Below are 18,373 nucleotides of genomic sequence, written 5' to 3'. Positions count from 1 at the left end.
CGGAATTTGGACAGGCATGCAAATCTTTGTGCGTGAAAATAAAAGAAGCTCTTGTTAGAGTGGACAAGTATCTTACGGCCTACTTTGATTAAAGGAGGAATGAGGCGAATGATCAAAATTCACACAGCTCTTTTTGTCATCCTTATGCTGGTAGCAGCAATGAAGATGGACAATATACAAGAGCAGCAAGGCACATTAAGTCACGAACTTTCACAAGCACCTGTTAAGCATCAGTTTTCATATATAGATCAAGATGATCACGATCAAGTCATCCCAGCATTTTCAGAGGAGAAGCGTCAGCCAAAAGTCAAAATGCTAAGTACGTCAACAGAAAAACAGTCTTCAAAACCGAAGCAAAAGAAACAAGTGAAGTCTGAAACGACGAAAGAGGCAAGCTCAAAAAAACAAACGCGTTATTCTAATGAAGAAATGGACTTGCTCTCTCGATTGGTACATGCTGAAGCGAAAGGTGAATCTTACGCAGGGAAAAAAGCTGTGGCAAGCGTTGTCTTAAATAGGGTAGAGCATGGATCTTTTCCTGACAGCGTCAGAGCGGTTATTTATCAGCGAAATGCCTTCCAGCCAGTATCGAATGGAAGTATTAATGATAAGGCAGATCAAGATTCTGTGAAGGCTGTGAAGCAAGTTGTGAAAGAACATGACAGAACGACAAAGGCCATTTATTTTTATAATCCGAAAACGGCGACAGATAACTGGATTCGTTCCCGTAAAATTGTAGAACGGATCGGACGTCATGTATTTGCCGTCTAAAGAAAAGCAGCGACCAACAGGTCGCCTTTTTTTTGTCTTCAATTATCAAAATATTTTCAGGACTTGTCTCATAGAATGGGAAAAGAATTTGCTTTTAGACAAGGGGAGGCTACATGAATCGATTTGTAAAAGGGGTCATTCTGCTATCTGTTGCAGCTTTCATTGCGGAGTGTATAGAGTTCTTAGTCAATATGATTTTAGCGAGAGAGCTTGGAGAACATGGAATGGGTCTATATATGAGTATCCTGCCAATCATCATGCTTGTACTTGTGATCGCTAGCTTAGAGCTTCCAGTCTCCATTTCTAAATTCATTGCAGAATCGCATGAGCGCCTTCACAAAAGTATGCTCCGCCATGCCTTTAAAATGACGCTTGTGGTGACATGTACAACCACAGGAGCAGCAGCGATCGTACTGCCTTTCATTCCTGTGTTTCAGTCGTACCATCCGCTCATGAAAGGCTTGGTGCTGTCTCTTATTCCGATTATTGCGTTTACCTCCATTGCACGCGGTTATTTTATGGGGAAGCAGCAAATGGGCAGAATCGCCCTAGCCAATATGCTGAAAAAAACGATCCAGCTCATCTGTTTGTTTTTATTTTTCCATTGGTATTCCTTTGATATTGAAACAGCGGTGCTCATCGCCATTGGGGTCATTGTTGCGAGTGATCTTGTTGTCTTTATTTATTTATACTCCCAATACGTCATGGCGAAAAATGCTGTGAATGTGAGGTCTGTTGAACTAAGAGGGATTGACGTGAGAAAGCGCTTGTTGGCTGTCTCGATTCCGACAACTGGCATGCGCATCTTTCATGCCATCGCCAATGCCATTGAACCCTTTTTAATCAAAGGAGCTCTCGTGGCAGCAGGCATCTCTGGAACACAGGCTGTTGATCATTACGGCATGCTTGCTGGTGTAGCGATGTCGATTGGTTTTTTCCCCGCGTTTATCGCCCATTCGATCATGATTGTGATGATTCCGAATGTATCTGAAGCCTATGCTTTAGGGCAGTATGATCTCGTGAAAAAACGTGTCAGGCAAGCGATTCTCATTACGTTTGGGTATGGGGTGCCGGCAGTGATGGTGATGTATTATTTCGCTTATCCGCTCACGCAGCTCTTTTTTGACTCACCCCAAGCTGCCGTCTATCTGCAGCTTCTCTGGCCGTACTTTTTATGCCATCTGTTTGTGATGCCATTTCAAGCGTGTTTAATCGGTATGGGGCTGATTAAAGATGTGTTCCTACATAATATATGGGTACATGTCGTCTCATTTTCTATGGTGTATTTCCTTGGGTCAATCGAAAGCCTGAACATGATGGGCGTTATATTAGGAATGAACACGGGCATGCTGCTGCTGACTGCGCTGCATTATGCAACCATTTGTAAGGAGCTTGGTGTTTCGGTGTTTCTTAGAATGAAAAAAGCTTGAATGTCATCTTCATCGAGAGGGCAAGCTATAAGAAAACTGGGAAGGAAGATCTTGATGAAACGTAAATATCTACCCGCCAGTCTTCTGATCATGGCCCTCCTTCTATTTCTGATGAACATAGAGGCAGAAGCGAAAGCACCTGTTATGGCGCCGAGGATAGAGGTTCCTACATTAACTGGTGAAACGCAAATCGTTCCGCCGAAAGGGAAACGAACGATCCTGCATTTTTGGACAACATGGTGTCCGTCCTGCAAAATGGAGCTGCCAGCCTTTGAGCAGATCGTGAAAGAAAATCAAAGTGATGTTGATATTCTGACCGTTAATTTACTAGGTGCTGAACAAAGTAAAAACGCTGTCGCCCAATTTGTGAAAGACAGAAAGTTTACGTTCCCGATCGTTCTTGATGAGCACGGAGAAATGATGAAGAAATATCAAATCATCACGATCCCGACCACCTTTTTAATTAATGAAAAAGGAGAAGTGGTGAAAAACCATGTAGGTCCACTGACGAAAAAACAAATCAAAGAGTGGACGAATTCGTAAAACAAATGCTTTCTATGAAGAACCAAGGGTCATTCCTTTGGTTCTTTTTTAGTGTTCAATTGCTTTTTATTTGAATAAACTGTGCTCAGAAGAGGATGGAATGATCTACATCAATAATGATAATTATTATCAAAAAGAAATTATAATAATTATTAATTGAAAATTGATCAGAACCTGTTATAATGAATTACAGACCAATAAAGAGCTTGAAATAGCAGAAAATATAGATGGAAAACGGAACGGGTAACGATTGATGATGTGAAAAACATTATCAATTAGAGAGGAGAAAACAATCATGAATGAGAATACAGCACTTTATCAAACGACAAAACAAAAGGAATCGAAATGGTCCTTTCACAAATGGGCACAGCACGGAGAATTAATAGCAGCAGGCATCTCGGGAATTCTCATCTTGATTGGGTGGGTTCTAAAGGATGAAAGCATGTGGAGTATCCCTCTTTTCATCCTTGCTTTTGTTATTGGAGGTTTTGCAAAGGCGAAAGAAGGGATCGAAGAAACGATTTCGTCTAAGACACTGAATGTAGAACTTTTAATGATTTTTGCAGCGATAGGGTCAGCTATTATTGGATATTGGGCAGAGGGCGCTATCTTAATTTTTATTTTTTCATTGAGTGGTGCGCTTGAAACGTATACGTCAAATAAAAGCAAGAAAGATTTAACAGCTTTAATGAGTATCGCACCAAATGAAGCGACTTTAATTGAAGACGATGGCACAACCATTCAAATCGCTGCTTCATCATTAACACCGGGTGACCGTATTATGATCAAAGCTGGAGAGCGTATTGCGGCAGATGGTGTGATCCTAAGCGGGAGAACAAGTGTAGACGAATCTGCACTGACTGGTGAATCGGTTCCTCAGGAAAAAGGGCAAGGGGAAGACGTGTTTGCAGGAACAGTGAACTTAAATGGTTCATTAACAGTAGAAGTAACGAAATATAATGAAGAGACGCTTTTTCATAAGATTATTAAGCTTGTTGAATCCGCTCAAGAAAGTGTTTCGCCAAGCCAAGCATTCATTGAAAAATTTGAAGGTGCATATGTAAAAGGTGTGTTAATCACCGTCGCTATTTTAATGTTCCTGCCTCATTTTGTGCTTGGCTGGAGCATGAGTGAAACCTTTTATCGGGCGATGGTGTTTATGGTGGTTGCTTCACCTTGTGCGCTTGTTGCATCCATTATGCCAGCCGCTCTTTCACTTATCTCAAACGGCGCAAGAAATGGAATGCTTGTAAAAGGAAGCGTCTTTTTAGAAAAATTAGGCACAAGCACCATGATTGCTTTTGATAAAACGGGGACGATTACAAGCGGGAAGCCAGCTGTAGAAAAGGTTGTGATGGCCAATGGCCAAGATGCACCTGCTTTTTATCAGGCGCTCTATCAAATCGAAAGTCAATCAAACCACCCATTAGCTAAAGCAATTTCTGATATGGCTAAAGAGCATCAAGCGGAACGATCTGCACATGTCACCATTGAAGAAACCTCTGGTTTTGGTGTAAAAGCACAACTAAATGGAGAAACGTGGCGTATTGGGAAGAAAGACTTTGCCGGCAAGGCTTCAATGGACCGCGAGATTGAAGAGATTGGTGACGATCTTTCATCACAAGGATATACAGTGGTATATGTTCAAAAGGATCAAGAAGTCGTCGGGTGCCTTGGTCTTAAGGATCAAATCAGACCAGAAGCCAAAAAGATAATTCAAGAGCTGAATGATTTAGGCATTCAAACGGTCATGCTGACAGGGGACCAGCAAAAAACAGCTGAAGCCATTGCGGAGGAAGCCGGCATCCAAACCGTTGTTGCTGAATGCCTTCCAGATGAAAAGGTAAACGAAGTCAATCAATTAAAAAAACAAGGTGATTCGATCATTATGGTAGGAGACGGGATCAATGATGCACCTGCACTCGCCACAGCAGATGTTGGCGTTGCGATGGGCGGTGGCACAGACGTTGCCTTAGAAACAGCGGATCTCATCTTAATGAAGAACAATTTAAATAACCTAACAAAGATGATTCGCCTTTCAAGAAAGATGAATAGAATCATTAAGCAAAACATCATTTTCTCGTTAACTGTGATTTGTCTGTTAATTTGTGCGAATTTCTTACAAGTTCTTGATTTGCCTTTTGGCGTCATTGGGCATGAAGGAAGTACGATTTTGGTCATTTTAAATGGACTGCGTCTGCTCCGTGCATCTTAACCAAATCAACTAAGCGCACTTGGCTTCATGCCAGTGCGCTTTTGTGCGAAATATAGCAAAAACTGATACAATAGATCAGTAGTAAAACGTGTGAGGAGGATCACGATGAACCGAATGAAGAGCTTGTCTTCTTGGCTAAAGAAAAAAGACATTCAAGGTGCATTTATACATACAAAGGAGAATGTGTTTTATCTATCTGGATACTTCACAGAACCGCATGAAAGAGTGATGGGGCTGTTTGTGTTTCAAGAGGCAGATCCATTTTTTATTTTGCCTAAGATGGAAGTCGAGCAGGCGAAAAATGCTGGATGGTCGGGCGATATCATTGGATACGAAGACCACGAAAACCCATTTGATTTTATTAAAACCGCAATAGAAAAACGAGGTGTACGAGCGACTCGTCTTGCGATTGAAAAAGAGTCGATTCCGCTTCAAAGAGCAGAGCAGCTGCAAGCTGTCACCGGGGCAGAAACATTCGTCCGGGCAGAAGAGGAGTTGAACCAGCTAAGACTGATTAAGGACGAGACAGAGATTGCTACACTAAAAAAAGCCGCTCAATTGGCTGATGAAGGTGTGAAAATTGGGGTCAACGCCTTAAAAGAAGGTGTCACAGAAACAGAAGTACTCGCTGTCATTGAATATGAACTAAAGAAACAAGGCATCCAAGGCATGTCCTTTTCAACAATGGTTCTCTTTGGAGAAAAATCAGGCGAGCCTCACGGCAATCCAGGGCAGGCAGCCTTAAAAAAAGGCGATTTTGTGTTATTTGACCTTGGTGTGATTGTGGATGGATATTGTTCAGATATTACAAGAACATTCATCTACCAAGAAGCATCTGAAAAGCAAAAGGATATCTATGAAACCGTCTTAAAAGCAGAAATGGCAGCACTTGAAATGAGCCAGCCAGGCGTGAGAATCGGTGACCTTGACTTGAAGGCAAGAGGGCTGATCGCAGAAGCGGGATATGGTGAATATTTCGCTCACCGCCTTGGACATGGATTAGGGGTTTCAGTTCATGAGTTTCCTTCCATGAGTCAAGCAAATGACGACCTTCTGAAAGAAGGCATGGTGTATACGATCGAGCCGGGTATTTATGTCCCAGGAGTCGGCGGAGTTAGAATTGAAGATGATGTTCTGATTACAGCAGATGGTCCAGTCACCTTAACCAATTATCCAAAAGAGCTGACGATCATCAAGTAATGAAAAAAATCACGATGAACGTCCAAGTATTGGAAGTGTCATCGTGATTTTTTGTCACTCTTTTCGATCCTTATCAACAAAAAAATCATCAATTGATTCAAACGGTTTGATTTTATGTTCTTTTCCTAAAGGATGTAGTGCGAAGCGAGCAGAAAACAAAACAGTCATACATAATATAATCCATATGATAATACCCATCTTGAATTCCCCTTTCCATCCAGTGATTTGTTCAGCTCACATACATCTTAAAGTATGAAACGCTTACCATATCAAGAGAAAGTAGGAGAAAAAATGCCAAACATAAGGGAGATTGCGAAAAGAGCGGGCGTATCTGTAACAACTGTATCACGTGTGTTGAATCATCATCCTTATGTGAAAGAAGAAAAACGAGAACGTGTACTGAATGCGATGAAAGAGCTCAAATATACGAGAAACATTCAGGCTGTGCATTTAGCAAAGGGCTACTCTAATATGTTTGGAATCGTACTTCCAACGATTGATCATTCCTATTTCAGCGGACTTGTCACAGGCATTGCTGAGAAAGCCCAGGCGTGCGGGATGCACTTTGCCTTGTTTCAAACGGGATATGATCCATTAAAGGAAAAAGAAGCTTTGATGAGTTTAAATGAGCGACGTGTGGACGGTTTAATCTTTTGCTCAAATGCGTTAAGTGATCGAGACATTTTAAAGTGGCAGGAATCTGGCCCCATTATTTTTTGTCATCCTACTCCACATGATGACTGTTCAGCGGTGTCGATTGCACATGATCAAGCGTTGAAAGAAGGGCTTCATCATTTAGCAGCATGCGGGCACGAGCGAATTGCGATCGTTCTTGCCAGAACAGAGGGAGCGAATAGCCAAACACGCCTTCAAGCTTATCAAGATATGATGCAATCGCTTGGGCAGGACATTGATGAGAAATGGATCATCGAAGGGAAGTTAACACTTTTTGATGGAAAGCAATTATTTACAGAATGGCAGGGGATGAAAAATCGTCCCACGGCATTGCTGATCACAAATGACAACGTGTCAGCAGGTTTTTTATTAGAAGCGCAACGTCACCATATAAAAGTAGGAGAATCACCAGCCATACTCAGCTTTCAAAATGAACAATTGAGTGAGGCTCTAGGGATTTCCAGCATTGAAATTCCACTCAAACAAATGGGGCAGGAAGCATTTGACTTGTACGACCGGGCGTTAAAGGGAGACGCACCAGAAAAAAGAGTGCTGCCATTTCGCCTCATTGAGCGAGCAACCACTGTTTTGCAAAACAATCGTTGACGCACGTTTCATCTGTTTTGTACGATAAGAGGGATTGAATAAGAAGGAGGTGGGGATGTTCATGGAATCCTTCACCGTTGATAAAGCGTTAAATAATAATGTCATCATCGCAAGACACCCTTCTTTGGGCGAAGTGGTTCTGATTGGAAAAGGGATCGGCTTTGGAAAAAAATCGGGTGATGTTCTCGATCAAGCGGCATTTGAAAAGATGTTTGTGTTAAAAAACACGAAGGAACAAACAGAATATAAACAGCTGCTTCATCACATTGATGAGAACATGATCGAGCTTGCCAATGACGTCATTTATCATATACGAGAAAAAATGGGTCATCGCTTGAATGAGCACATTCATATCGCACTGACCGACCATATTGCCTTTAGTTTTAAGCGGGTGCAGCAAGGTTATGATATTACCAATCCTTTTATGCTTGAGACACAATCGCTGTACCCGAAAGAATACGAGGTCGCAAAGGAAGTCGTTGAACTGATTAACGAGCGGCCAGATGTTGAAACAAAGCTGCCAGAAGGAGAGATTGGTTTTATTGCGCTCCATATTCATTCGGCTTTAACGAATCGGCCCTTATCTGAGGTGAACCGTCATTCGCAGCTCATCACGCAAATGGTTCAGGTCATAGAAGATTCATTTCATATGAAAGTAGATAGAGAAAGTATTCATTATTTACGCTTATTGCGCCATATTACGTTTTCGATTGAGCGTATTAAACGGGAAGAATCATTAGAGGAACCAGAAAAGTTGCTTCATCTATTGAAAAATGAATATCCTTTATGCTATAATACTGCTTGGAAAATGATCAAAATTTTGCAACATGCATTGAAAAAGCCTGTACATGATGCAGAAGCTGTCTACCTGACACTTCACCTGTACAGATTGACTAATAAAATTTCATAGTTTCCTTGAAACGTGTAACTGATTCGATCAGGCATGAGTGACTTAAGGTAAATACAGGATAAGATCCTGTTATTTGCGTAACCTTATATCACCATGCCTTTTTTTGTGTTTGAAAATGAAATGTAAACGGTTAATTATGAAATGTACGTCAGAGGGCGATTGAAATGTATGTTGTAAGCGAAAACAAAAGGAGGTTCAACCAGTGTTTAAATCACTTTTTGGGGTATTGCAAAAAATTGGACGAGCACTTATGCTTCCAGTTGCGATCCTTCCTGCTGCTGGTATTTTACTAGCACTTGGAAATGCGATGCAAAATCCTCAGCTGATTGATGTAGCTCAATTTTTAAGCAATGATACAATTCAGCTTGTGGCAAGTGTTATGGAAAATGCAGGGAACATTGTCTTCTCTAATCTTCCGCTCTTATTTGCTGTAGGGGTTGCCATCGGTCTTGCCAATGGGGACGGAGTGGCAGGAATTGCCGCGATCATCGGTTATCTTGTCATGAACGTTACGATGAGTGCCGTATTAATGGCCAATGGATCGATTCCGTCAGATTCTATCAAACTGGCCCAGTTCTTTAAGGAAAGCCATCCAGCGTATATTAATATGCTCGGCATTCCGACCTTGTCTACCGGCGTTTTTGGCGGGATCATTGTTGGGGTATTAGCAGCTTATATGTATAATAAATTTTACAAAATTGAGCTCCCGCAATATCTCGGTTTCTTTGCTGGTAAACGTTTTGTTCCAATCGTTACATCCATTTCAGCACTTATTTTAGGGCTTTTGATGCTAGTTATTTGGCCGCCAATCCAAGGTGCACTGAACTCGTTTTCAACAGGACTGCTTGCAGCGAACGAGCCGCTTGCTGCCTTCGTATTCGGTGTGATTGAACGCTCACTTATTCCGTTTGGTCTGCACCACATTTTCTACTCGCCATTCTGGTATGAGTTCTTTAGCTATAAGAGCTTATCAGGAGAGCTTGTCCGTGGTGACCAGCGTATCTTCATGGCACAAATCAAAGATGGTGTTCAGCTGACAGCCGGAACATTCATGACAGGGAAATATCCGTTCATGATGTTTGGACTTCCAGCCGCAGCACTTGCGATTTACCATGAAGCAAAACCTAAGAATAAAAAGCTTGTAGCTGGAATTATGGGTTCAGCGGCACTTACTTCTTTCTTAACAGGGATTACAGAACCGCTTGAATTCTCATTCTTGTTCGTTGCCCCATTATTATTTGCAATTCACTGTGTATTTGCTGGATTATCCTTTATGATAATGGATATTCTAAACGTGAAAATCGGCATGACATTCTCAGGAGGGTTGATCGACTTCTTCTTATTCGGTATTTTGCCAAACAGAACGGCTTGGTGGCTTGTGATTCCAGTAGGTCTCGTACTTGCTGTCATTTATTACTTCGGATTTAGATTCGCAATTCGCAAATTTAATCTGAAAACGCCAGGTCGCGAGGATGAAGCAGCAGATGGTGCAAGCGGGGCTAAGGCTGGAAAAGCTGATGACTTGCCGTATGAAATCCTTGAAGCAATGGGTGACCAAGAAAACATTAAACACCTAGATGCTTGTATTACGCGTTTGCGTGTCACAGTAAATGATCAGAAGAAAGTGGACAAAGACCGCTTGAAAAAGCTTGGCGCATCAGGTGTCCTCGAAGTAGGGAACAACATCCAGGCAATCTTTGGTCCGCGCTCTGATAATTTAAAAACACAAATGCAAGACATCATTGCAGGCCGTACGCCACGTCCAGCTAAAGACCCTTCTGCAAAAGAAGAAGTCAGCCAGCAGGTCGAAGAAGTCATTGCAAAACCGCTTCAAAACGAGCAAGGGGAAGAAATCTTTGCTTCACCAATTACAGGGGAGCTTCATCCGATTACAGATGTACCAGATCAAGTATTCTCAGGGAAAATGATGGGTGACGGTTTCGCCATCTTGCCAAAAGATGGAACGGTGATTTCGCCGGTGAAAGGGAGAATCTTAAATGTTTTCCCAACGAAACACGCAATTGGCCTGCAATCTGATGGTGGACTTGAAATTTTGATCCACTTCGGTATTGATACGGTCAGCCTCAAAGGAGAAGGATTTGAAGCATTTGTAAAAGAGGGAGATCAAGTAGAAATCGGTCAAAAACTCTTAGAGGTTGATATTGATAAAATTAAGTCAGAAGTACCATCTTTGATGACACCAATTATATTTACAAACTTAGGTGAAGGACAATTTATTGACCTTCAAGAATCCGGTGAAATCAAGGCTGGTCAAGAAAACATCATGAAAATTTCAAAATAATTTTCATAACTGCCGTTCTTGTTAGATGACAAGCTCGGCAGTATGATATAATATTGTGGATGTATTAATTGTATAAAAAGGAGATTGATAAAAATGGCTCAACAAACATTCAAAGTAACTGCAGATTCTGGAATTCACGCACGTCCTGCAACAGTTCTTGTACAAACTGCTAGTAAATATGATGCTGATATCAACTTAGAATATAATGGTAAAACAGTGAACCTTAAATCTATTATGGGTGTAATGTCTCTAGGAATCGCGAAAGGTGCTACGATCACGATCTCTGCTTCTGGTTCTGATGAAAATGATGCACTTGCTGCGCTAAAAGACACAATGAAAAGTGAAGGCCTAGGCGAGTAATGCAACAACTGAAAGGAATCGGTGCTTCAGCAGGCGTTGCGATTGCAAAAGCATATCGTCTCGAAGAACCAGATTTAACAGTTCACCAAAAAGACATCAACGATCCAGAGACAGAAGTGAAACGTTTTGAAGAAGCAATTCATGTTTCAAAACAAGAGCTTGAAGCAATTAAAGAACATGCGCTAAAAGAGCTTGGCCAAGACAAAGCAGATATCTTTTCTGCGCACCTTCTTGTGTTAAGTGATCCAGAGCTGCTAAACCCAGTGATGGATAAAATCAAATCTGATAAAGTAAATGCTGAATTTGCTTTAAAAGAAACAGCAACAATGTTTGTCACGATGTTCGAAGCAATGGACAATGAATACATGAAGGAACGTGCAGCGGATATTCGCGACGTAACAAAACGTGTTACTGGACATTTGCTAGGCGTTGATATTCCAAACCCAAGTATGATTTCTGAAGAAGTCATTATCATTGCAGAAGATTTAACACCTTCTGATACTGCTCAGCTAAACAGACAATTCGTCAAAGGTTTTGCGACAGATATCGGTGGTCGTACTTCTCACTCAGCTATCATGGCAAGATCAATGGAGATTCCAGCAGTTGTTGGAACAAAAGAAGCAACAAAAACGGTGAAAAACGATGATCTCATCATTGTTGATGGTATTACTGGAGACGTCATCATTCAGCCTTCTGAAGATGAAGTGAAAGCGTATCAAAAAAAGCATGAAGACTTCTTAGCTCAAAAAGCGGAATGGGCGAAACTTGTTGACCAACCAACGGTCACAAAAGACGGCGTTCACGTAGAGTTAGCTGCAAATATCGGAACACCTGAAGATGTAAAAGGTGTACTTGAAAATGGCGGCGAAGCAGTCGGATTGTACCGTACAGAGTTTTTATACATGGGCAGAGATCAGCTTCCAACAGAAGAAGAACAGTTCAATGCTTATAAAACAGTGTTAGAGAAGATGGAAGGTAAAGCAGTTGTTGTCCGCACACTTGATATTGGTGGCGATAAAGAACTCCCTTACTTGCAGCTTCCAAAAGAAATGAACCCGTTCCTTGGCTTTAGAGCGATCCGCCTTTGCTTAGAAGAGCAGGAGATTTTCAGAACACAACTACGCGCCTTACTTCGTGCAAGTACATATGGAAACTTGAAAATCATGTTCCCTATGATCGCGACGTTACCTGAATTTAGAGAAGCAAAAGCCATTTTACTTGAAGAAAAAGAAGCGTTGGTTGCCGCTGGTACAGACGTATCTGATTCCATTGAAATCGGTATAATGGTGGAAATTCCATCAACAGCTGTCATAGCAGACCAATTTGCAAAAGAAGTGGATTTCTTTAGTATTGGAACAAATGATTTGATTCAATACACAATGGCTGCTGATCGAATGAACGAACGAGTGTCTTATCTTTATCAGCCATACAACCCAGCCATTTTACGTCTTATTACGCTTGTTATTGAAGCAGCGCATAAAGAAGGTAAATGGGTTGGCATGTGCGGTGAGATGGCAGGAGATGAAATCGCAATCCCACTTCTACTTGGATTAGGATTAGATGAATTCTCAATGAGTGCAACATCCATTCTTCCAGCAAGAACACAGCTAAGCAAGCTTTCTAAGGAAGAAGCTGCATCATTTAAAGAGCATATTTTATCACTTAGCACCACAGAAGAAGTGGTTGAATTCGTCAAGAAAACGTTTCAACATAACTAAGTGAATCAAACCAGACAGGTTTAACTGTCTGGTTTTTTTGTCGAATTTTATCATATTGAGTCATATCGAGCAGAGAGAAGGGTAACCTATAATTAAAAAATGGAGGTGACCAGATTGCCTTTCTCTGACTATAAGCCGGGTGATCAAGTATATGTGATTTATCGAAATCCACATGCAGCAAACGTAGCACAAATTAAAGAAGCGGAAATCGTTTCACATCCATACCACGAAGAGGAGCTTGCGCTATTTTTACTGGAAACGTATCATCCATTAGCACCTGATGATGCCGTATTTCCAACATACGAAGAAGCAGAAGCCCTTTATCAAGATTTGTTTGAATAAGGGAGATTTTAGAAAGGATAAAAGCCATCCTGAGCGGTTAAAGTAACGGTATGAAACCTTAAAGGGAAGGATGTGCTAAATATGATCAAACCTTTCGTCCCCCAGCTTGTTTATATTGAACCTCGGGCGTTAGAATACCCGTTAGGACAAGAGCTGAAGGAAAAGTTCGAGGGTATGGGAATTGAAATAAGAGAAACGACTTCACATAACCAGGTGAGAAATATCCCAGGGAAAAATGACTTGCAAAAGTATCGCAATGCAAAATCGACGCTTGTCATAGGTGTGCGGAAAACATTGAAGTTTGATACCTCTAAACCATCTGCGGAGTATGCGATCCCTTTTGCGACGGGATGTATGGGGCATTGTCATTATTGCTATCTGCAAACGACAATGGGAAGTAAGCCGTACATTCGTACGTACGTGAATGTAGAAGAAATATTAGATCAGGCTGAGCAGTACATGAACGAGCGTGCACCGGATATCACAAGATTTGAAGCCTCTTGTACTTCTGACATCGTAGGAATTGACCATTTGACACATACACTAAAGCGAGCGATTGAATATTTTGGGCAAACCGACCTTGGCAAGCTTCGCTTCGTTACTAAATTTCATCATGTCGATCATCTATTAGATGCAAAGCACAACGGTCGAACAAGATTCCGCTTTAGTATCAATGCTGATTATGTGATTAAATATTTCGAACCTGGGACATCACCGCTCGATCAGCGGATTGAAGCAGCTGTCAAAGTGGCAAAAGCAGGCTATCCTCTTGGCTTTATTATAGCCCCTATTTACATTCACGAAGGCTGGCAGGAAGGGTATAAAGTTCTTTTTGAAAAGCTCGATGCCGCCCTTCCTGAAGATGTGAGACACGATATCACCTTTGAAATGATTCAGCACCGCTTTACAAAACCAGCGAAGCGTGTGATCCAAAAAAACTATCCAAAATCAAAATTAGAATTAGATGAAGAAAAAAGAAGATACAAATGGGGTAGATATGGAATCGGGAAATATATCTACCAAAAAGATGAGGAACAAGAACTAAGGCAGACGTTAGAATCATATATCGATCAGTACTTTCCGTCTGCAAAAATTGAATATTTTACTTAAAACAAGCCTTTATGGCTTGTTTTTTCTATTTAAATTTTCTTACAACTATTGAATGCGGTACCAATTTTGCCGATATACAAAATAAGATGCGAAAGTAGGATGTAGGGGTGATGAGATGTTTAAGAAACTTCAAATGAAGATAGCTGTTTTTATCTCAGTTATTTTAATTTTAACCGTCGTGGCGGTTCAAGTGGGTTCCAACTTGGTATTAAAACCACTCATTGAACGAGATGCAAAAACCACCACAGCAGCAACAGCAGAAAGCATGAAAGACATTATTGCATTAAGACTTGATGGTTACAGTGATACAATTAACAAACTAGCAACAAGTACACTTACTGAAGATTTTGCACAAAAACAAACAAAACAAACATTGGCATTTGAAAGCGATGAACTAAAAGGCTTACAGGAGCAGGATGAACTCATCTCGCTTGCCTATATTGGAACAAGTGATGGCAAAATGTTCGCTTTCCCAGAGTCCGATTTTGGTGAAGGATATGATCCTTCTAAACGAGATTGGTATATTCAAGCGGCTGAAAAGCCGGATGAGGTCCTGTGGACAGACCCATATATTGATAAAGCAACGAATGAAATGGTCGTCTCAGCCACTAAGGCGATTGTACGAAATGGAAAAGTCATTGGAGTCGCTGGGCTTGATTTGAAGCTGTCCTCCATTCAATCCTATATAAAGGAACAAAAGATTCCTTATATGGGAACCGCTTTCTTAGTTGACGGCACAGGAACCATTTTGGCGCATCCAACAGAGCAAGGAAAGAACATATCAAAAGTCGCTTCTGTGAAAAAAGCGATCGACAATTCTGGAATTGATGATAATAAACAGCTGACCGTCATATCTAAAATTAAAGAAACTAATTGGACGATAGGGGTCAGCTTTGAGAAAAAGAAACTGCTTTGGATCACAGAACAAATGAATCAAACAAGCATCATTATATCCGTCATTGCCATTATTCTTGCGATGATCCTCAGCTTCTTATTAGCAAGAAGCATTACAACGCCAATCAAGCGTCTGATAGAGCATGTTCGTAAAGTGACTGAAGGCGATTTAACCAGCTCGCTTGAAACGAAGTCCCAAGATGAAATAGGTTTCCTCACGAAAAGCTTTAATCAAATGACAGAGGGCATTAGGGAGTTAATTGAAAAAGTGAAAGGGGCTTCAGACCAGGTTGTGAAATCAACGGATGAAGTCACGCAAATTTCAAATGAGACCTTGCTATCAAGCGAACAGATTGCAACTGCCATTCAAGAGGTGGCAACAGGGGCGTCTAAACAAGCAATAGATGCTGAAACAATTAATGAAAAATCAGAGCATTTGTATGAAAAAGTACGTCATATGGGTGAGCTTGCCACGCAAATGCAAGTCAACTCAAAATCATCTGAAGATGCAGGCTACAGAGGGCTCGATGCTCTTGGTTTGCTCGTCCAAAAATCAACACAAGCGAATGAAGAATCGAAGAAGGTAGAGCAAATGCTGCTTGACCTTGAGCATAAAACGAAAAATATTGAAAACGTTGTGACGGCGATCTCTGAAATCTCTGATCAAACGAATTTACTTGCACTGAATGCAAGCATCGAAGCAGCGAGAGCAGGAGAAAGTGGACGAGGGTTTGCCGTCGTCGCAGAAGAAGTAAGAAAGCTTGCTGAACAATCTGCGCAATCAACAAAACACATTAGTGAAACCGTCAAACTTATTCAAGATGAATCGAAGAAGGCGGCTGAAGCGATGACAGCAGCAAGTAAAATGAATGAGGAACAAGGTGACGCCATCAATGCAACAGGTGAGGCACTCAGCAGCATCACAATGGAAATGCAGGCACTTGTCGGCTCCATTGACAGCATTCATACACAGATCAATGAAATGACAGAAGAACAGCAGAAAATGAATGATTCCATTCAAAGCATTGCTGCCATTTCAGAAGAATCTGCGGCTTCAGCTGAGGAAGTGCATGCTTCTACCGATGAACAAGTACAAGCTTTAGAAAGAACGAAAACCTCGACTGAAATGCTGAACGAATCAAGCCAGGCGTTAAGTCAGGCGGTTGACCGGTTTAAGCTGTAATAGAATGGAAAGGGACCTTGCGACGTGAGCAAGGTCCTTTTTGTATGCTAAAATAAGAGCAGAGGAGGTGTTGACATGGATGTCAATCTAATTGGAAAAAAAGCATTGGTAGCTGCAAGCAGTCAAGGTATTGGAAAAGCAATAGCCTTTGCTCTAGCAAAAGAGGGCGCAGATGTGATGCTCTCAGGAAGACATGAGCAGACGCTGAAAGAAACAGTCAAAGAATTGTCCCCGCTTGTCAAAGGACAGCTGACTTATCAAGTATGTGATGTATCTGACGCTGAGCAAATCAAGGCGCTTGTCGTAGCAGCTGCTGGTGATGAAAAGCGTCTTGACATTCTTGTGAACAATACAGGCGGTCCTCAAACAGGGACGCTCGAAACCTTAACGGATCAAGATTGGATGGAATCATTTCAGCTTCATTTACTCAGCTATATCCGGTTATTAAAAGAGACCTTGCCTTATTTAAAAAAACGCGGCGCACGCGTGTTAAATATTGCGTCTATGTCGGTGAAAGAACCGATTCCAGGCTTGATGCTGTCGAATACATTTAGACCGGCGATTGTTGGATGGACAAAAACAGCTGCTCAGGAACTTGCAAAAGATGGCATTTTGATCAATACGTTAGCCCCGGGAAAAATTGAAACAGAGCGCGTCAAACAGTTGGACAAGCACCGCGCACAAACAGAGCATCAATCAGTTAAAGAAATCAAAGCACAGGCAGAACGAGCGATCCCACTTGGCCGGTACGGACAGCCACAGGAATTTGCGACATATGCTGCTTTTCTTTTATCTGAAGCCAATACATATATGACAGGTCAAACACTGATCATTGATGGTGGATTGACAAAGTCACTTTAAGGAGGAACACATGATGGCACAAATCAAAACAGTTGGTTTCATTGGAATCGGTGTAATGGGACATAGTATGGCAGGACATGTAATAGATGCCGGATATGAGGTTCTCGTGTATACAAGAACGAAGGCGAAGGCAGACGCATTGATTGAAAAAGGCGCTTCATGGAAGTCGACAGTGAAGGAAATCGCAGAAAGTGCGGATGCTGTCATCACTATGGTCGGGTATCCATCAGATGTGGAAGAGGTCTATTTAGGGGAAGAAGGGCTCGTGACACATGCTTCTTCTGGTACTTATCTCATTGATATGACCACATCGAAGCCTCAGCTTGCAAAAGAAATTGAAATGAAAGCGAAGGAAAGAGGCCTATTTGCGTTAGATGCACCGGTATCAGGTGGTGACGTAGGGGCGAAGAATGGTACGCTGGCCATTATGATTGGCGGAGAAAGGGAAGCCTATGAAGCGTGTCTGCCTCTATTTGAGCAAATGGGTGAAAACATTCAATATCAAGGACCGGCAGGAAGCGGTCAGCATACAAAAATGTGTAACCAAATTGCGATCGCAGCAGGCATGGTAGGTGTCGCAGAGGCAATGGCCTATGCCGAAAAATCAGGTCTTGATCCAGAGCAGGTGCTTAAAAGTATCACAACAGGAGCTGCAGGTAGCTGGTCCTTGTCAAACCTTGCGCCAAGAATGCTGAAAGGTGATTTTGAGCCAGGATTTTATGTGAAGCATTTTATCAAGGATATGGGCATTGCACTTGAAGAAGCAGAGCTGATGGGAGAAGAGATGCCGGGCCTCTCACTTGCGAAGTCACTTTATGAGAAGCTCAGTGAGCAGGGCGAAGCAAACAGTGGCACACAAAGTATCTATAAATTATGGGTAAAATAAAAATCCTGTCCCACCGAGGACAGGATTTCAGCGTGTAGGCAAACCCTCGCATTCGTTGTCAGTCCTGCGCGCTGGTGCTCACGAATGTTCAATTCGCTCCGCACCAGTGCTCTTCTTTCCTAGACTTCAAGGGTTTTCTATCACGCTGAAAAGAAGACAAAAGGCTAAAATAAAGATCATTTTAGCCTTTTGTCAAAAACCTGAAATCCTGTCCCACCGAGGGCAGGATTTCAGCGTGTAGGCAACCCCTCGCATTCGTTGTCAGTCCTGCGCGCTGGTGCTCACGAATGTTCAATTCGCTCCGCACCAGTGCTCGTCTTTCCTAGACTTCAAGGGTTTTCTATCACGCTGAAAAGAAGACAAAAGG

General features: G+C 41.9%; 15 protein-coding genes and 1 pseudogene. All 16 read left to right on the top strand.

All coding sequences use genetic code 11. The features are described 5' to 3' along the window. Nucleotides 1-108 precede the first annotated feature (108 nt). The 16 genes and pseudogenes from BA70_RS17395 (at nucleotide 109) to BA70_RS17325 (ending at nucleotide 18,006) form a co-directional block, all read left to right on the top strand. Entirely contained in the window at nucleotides 109-771 is a 663-nt protein-coding gene (locus tag BA70_RS17395) for a cell wall hydrolase (protein ID WP_034324927.1), read from the top strand. A 113-nt stretch (nucleotides 772-884) separates the two neighbouring features. After that, nucleotides 885-2,201, top strand: a complete 1,317-nt coding sequence (locus BA70_RS17390) for a polysaccharide biosynthesis protein (RefSeq protein ID WP_034324925.1) — start codon at nucleotides 885-887, stop codon at nucleotides 2,199-2,201. A gap of 54 nt (nucleotides 2,202-2,255) precedes the next feature. Continuing rightward, on the top strand, nucleotides 2,256-2,744 hold the full coding sequence (gene stoA / locus BA70_RS17385; RefSeq protein ID WP_034324923.1) for an endospore biogenesis thiol-disulfide oxidoreductase StoA: 489 nt from the start codon (nucleotides 2,256-2,258) through the stop codon (nucleotides 2,742-2,744). A gap of 295 nt (nucleotides 2,745-3,039) precedes the next feature. Continuing rightward, complete coding sequence (locus BA70_RS17380; RefSeq protein ID WP_034324921.1) at nucleotides 3,040-4,959, top strand: heavy metal translocating P-type ATPase; 1,920 nt, start codon at nucleotides 3,040-3,042, stop codon at nucleotides 4,957-4,959. A 105-nt stretch (nucleotides 4,960-5,064) separates the two neighbouring features. Further along, nucleotides 5,065-6,159, top strand: coding sequence for a M24 family metallopeptidase (locus tag BA70_RS17375; RefSeq protein WP_034324918.1), 1,095 nt, complete (start codon nucleotides 5,065-5,067; stop codon nucleotides 6,157-6,159). 291 nt (nucleotides 6,160-6,450) lie between these two features. Further along, nucleotides 6,451-7,440, top strand: coding sequence for a LacI family DNA-binding transcriptional regulator (locus BA70_RS17370; protein ID WP_034324916.1), 990 nt, complete (start codon nucleotides 6,451-6,453; stop codon nucleotides 7,438-7,440). 55 nt (nucleotides 7,441-7,495) lie between these two features. After that, complete coding sequence (gene glcT / locus BA70_RS17365) at nucleotides 7,496-8,350, top strand: glucose PTS transporter transcription antiterminator GlcT (RefSeq protein WP_034324915.1); 855 nt, start codon at nucleotides 7,496-7,498, stop codon at nucleotides 8,348-8,350. Between the two features lie 202 nt (nucleotides 8,351-8,552). Next, the gene (gene ptsG, locus BA70_RS17360) at nucleotides 8,553-10,652 is read left to right on the top strand and encodes a glucose-specific PTS transporter subunit IIBC (RefSeq protein ID WP_034324914.1); all 2,100 of its coding nucleotides are present in this window, start codon (nucleotides 8,553-8,555) and stop codon (nucleotides 10,650-10,652) included. A 93-nt stretch (nucleotides 10,653-10,745) separates the two neighbouring features. Next, complete coding sequence (locus BA70_RS17355) at nucleotides 10,746-11,012, top strand: phosphocarrier protein HPr (protein WP_003211078.1); 267 nt, start codon at nucleotides 10,746-10,748, stop codon at nucleotides 11,010-11,012. Then, on the top strand, nucleotides 11,012-12,730 hold the full coding sequence (gene ptsP, locus BA70_RS17350; RefSeq protein WP_034324912.1) for a phosphoenolpyruvate--protein phosphotransferase: 1,719 nt from the start codon (nucleotides 11,012-11,014) through the stop codon (nucleotides 12,728-12,730). Before BA70_RS17355 ends, ptsP begins: the two co-directional genes overlap by 1 nt. Nucleotides 12,731-12,829: 99 nt before the next feature. Continuing rightward, nucleotides 12,830-13,072 (top strand): splAB operon transcriptional regulator SplA, encoded by a 243-nt coding sequence (splA, locus tag BA70_RS17345; RefSeq protein WP_051691184.1) that lies wholly within the window; start codon nucleotides 12,830-12,832, stop codon nucleotides 13,070-13,072. Nucleotides 13,073-13,153: 81 nt separating this feature from the next. After that, nucleotides 13,154-14,182, top strand: a complete 1,029-nt coding sequence (splB, locus tag BA70_RS17340) for a spore photoproduct lyase (RefSeq protein WP_034324907.1) — start codon at nucleotides 13,154-13,156, stop codon at nucleotides 14,180-14,182. 115 nt (nucleotides 14,183-14,297) lie between these two features. Further along, nucleotides 14,298-15,320: pseudogene (locus BA70_RS21010) on the top strand (cache domain-containing protein); the annotation flags it as partial. Then, nucleotides 15,312-16,259: a methyl-accepting chemotaxis protein gene (locus tag BA70_RS21005; RefSeq protein ID WP_420834689.1), complete on the top strand. Its 948-nt coding sequence runs from the start codon at nucleotides 15,312-15,314 to the stop codon at nucleotides 16,257-16,259. The pseudogene BA70_RS21010 and the gene BA70_RS21005, both read left to right, overlap by 9 nt. A gap of 75 nt (nucleotides 16,260-16,334) precedes the next feature. Then, nucleotides 16,335-17,120, top strand: coding sequence for an SDR family oxidoreductase (locus BA70_RS17330; protein WP_034324901.1), 786 nt, complete (start codon nucleotides 16,335-16,337; stop codon nucleotides 17,118-17,120). Between the two features lie 13 nt (nucleotides 17,121-17,133). Further along, nucleotides 17,134-18,006, top strand: coding sequence for an NAD(P)-dependent oxidoreductase (locus BA70_RS17325; RefSeq protein WP_034324899.1), 873 nt, complete (start codon nucleotides 17,134-17,136; stop codon nucleotides 18,004-18,006). Nucleotides 18,007-18,373 lie beyond the last annotated feature (367 nt).

This window comes from Bacillus zhangzhouensis (assembly GCF_000715205.1).
GTDB lineage: Bacteria > Bacillota > Bacilli > Bacillales > Bacillaceae > Bacillus > Bacillus zhangzhouensis.
Note: the sequence above shows the minus strand (reverse complement) of the source record. Positions and strands in the feature narration are given on the sequence as shown.

What these genes read in the sequence shown, in the direction of transcription:
- BA70_RS17395 (WP_034324927.1), top strand. Translation starts at nt 109, where the DNA reads ATGATCAAAATTCACACAGCTCTTTTTGTCATCCTTATGCTGGTAGCA.
- BA70_RS17390 (WP_034324925.1), top strand. Translation starts at nt 885, where the DNA reads ATGAATCGATTTGTAAAAGGGGTCATTCTGCTATCTGTTGCAGCTTTC.
- stoA (WP_034324923.1), top strand. Translation starts at nt 2,256, where the DNA reads ATGAAACGTAAATATCTACCCGCCAGTCTTCTGATCATGGCCCTCCTT.
- BA70_RS17380 (WP_034324921.1), top strand. Translation starts at nt 3,040, where the DNA reads ATGAATGAGAATACAGCACTTTATCAAACGACAAAACAAAAGGAATCG.
- BA70_RS17375 (WP_034324918.1), top strand. Translation starts at nt 5,065, where the DNA reads ATGAACCGAATGAAGAGCTTGTCTTCTTGGCTAAAGAAAAAAGACATT.
- BA70_RS17370 (WP_034324916.1), top strand. Translation starts at nt 6,451, where the DNA reads ATGCCAAACATAAGGGAGATTGCGAAAAGAGCGGGCGTATCTGTAACA.
- glcT (WP_034324915.1), top strand. Translation starts at nt 7,496, where the DNA reads ATGTTCATGGAATCCTTCACCGTTGATAAAGCGTTAAATAATAATGTC.
- BA70_RS17355 (WP_003211078.1), top strand. Translation starts at nt 10,746, where the DNA reads ATGGCTCAACAAACATTCAAAGTAACTGCAGATTCTGGAATTCACGCA.
- ptsP (WP_034324912.1), top strand. Translation starts at nt 11,012, where the DNA reads ATGCAACAACTGAAAGGAATCGGTGCTTCAGCAGGCGTTGCGATTGCA.
- splA (WP_051691184.1), top strand. Translation starts at nt 12,830, where the DNA reads ATGGAGGTGACCAGATTGCCTTTCTCTGACTATAAGCCGGGTGATCAA.
- splB (WP_034324907.1), top strand. Translation starts at nt 13,154, where the DNA reads ATGATCAAACCTTTCGTCCCCCAGCTTGTTTATATTGAACCTCGGGCG.
- BA70_RS21005 (WP_420834689.1), top strand. Translation starts at nt 15,312, where the DNA reads ATGACAGAGGGCATTAGGGAGTTAATTGAAAAAGTGAAAGGGGCTTCA.
- BA70_RS17330 (WP_034324901.1), top strand. Translation starts at nt 16,335, where the DNA reads ATGGATGTCAATCTAATTGGAAAAAAAGCATTGGTAGCTGCAAGCAGT.
- BA70_RS17325 (WP_034324899.1), top strand. Translation starts at nt 17,134, where the DNA reads ATGGCACAAATCAAAACAGTTGGTTTCATTGGAATCGGTGTAATGGGA.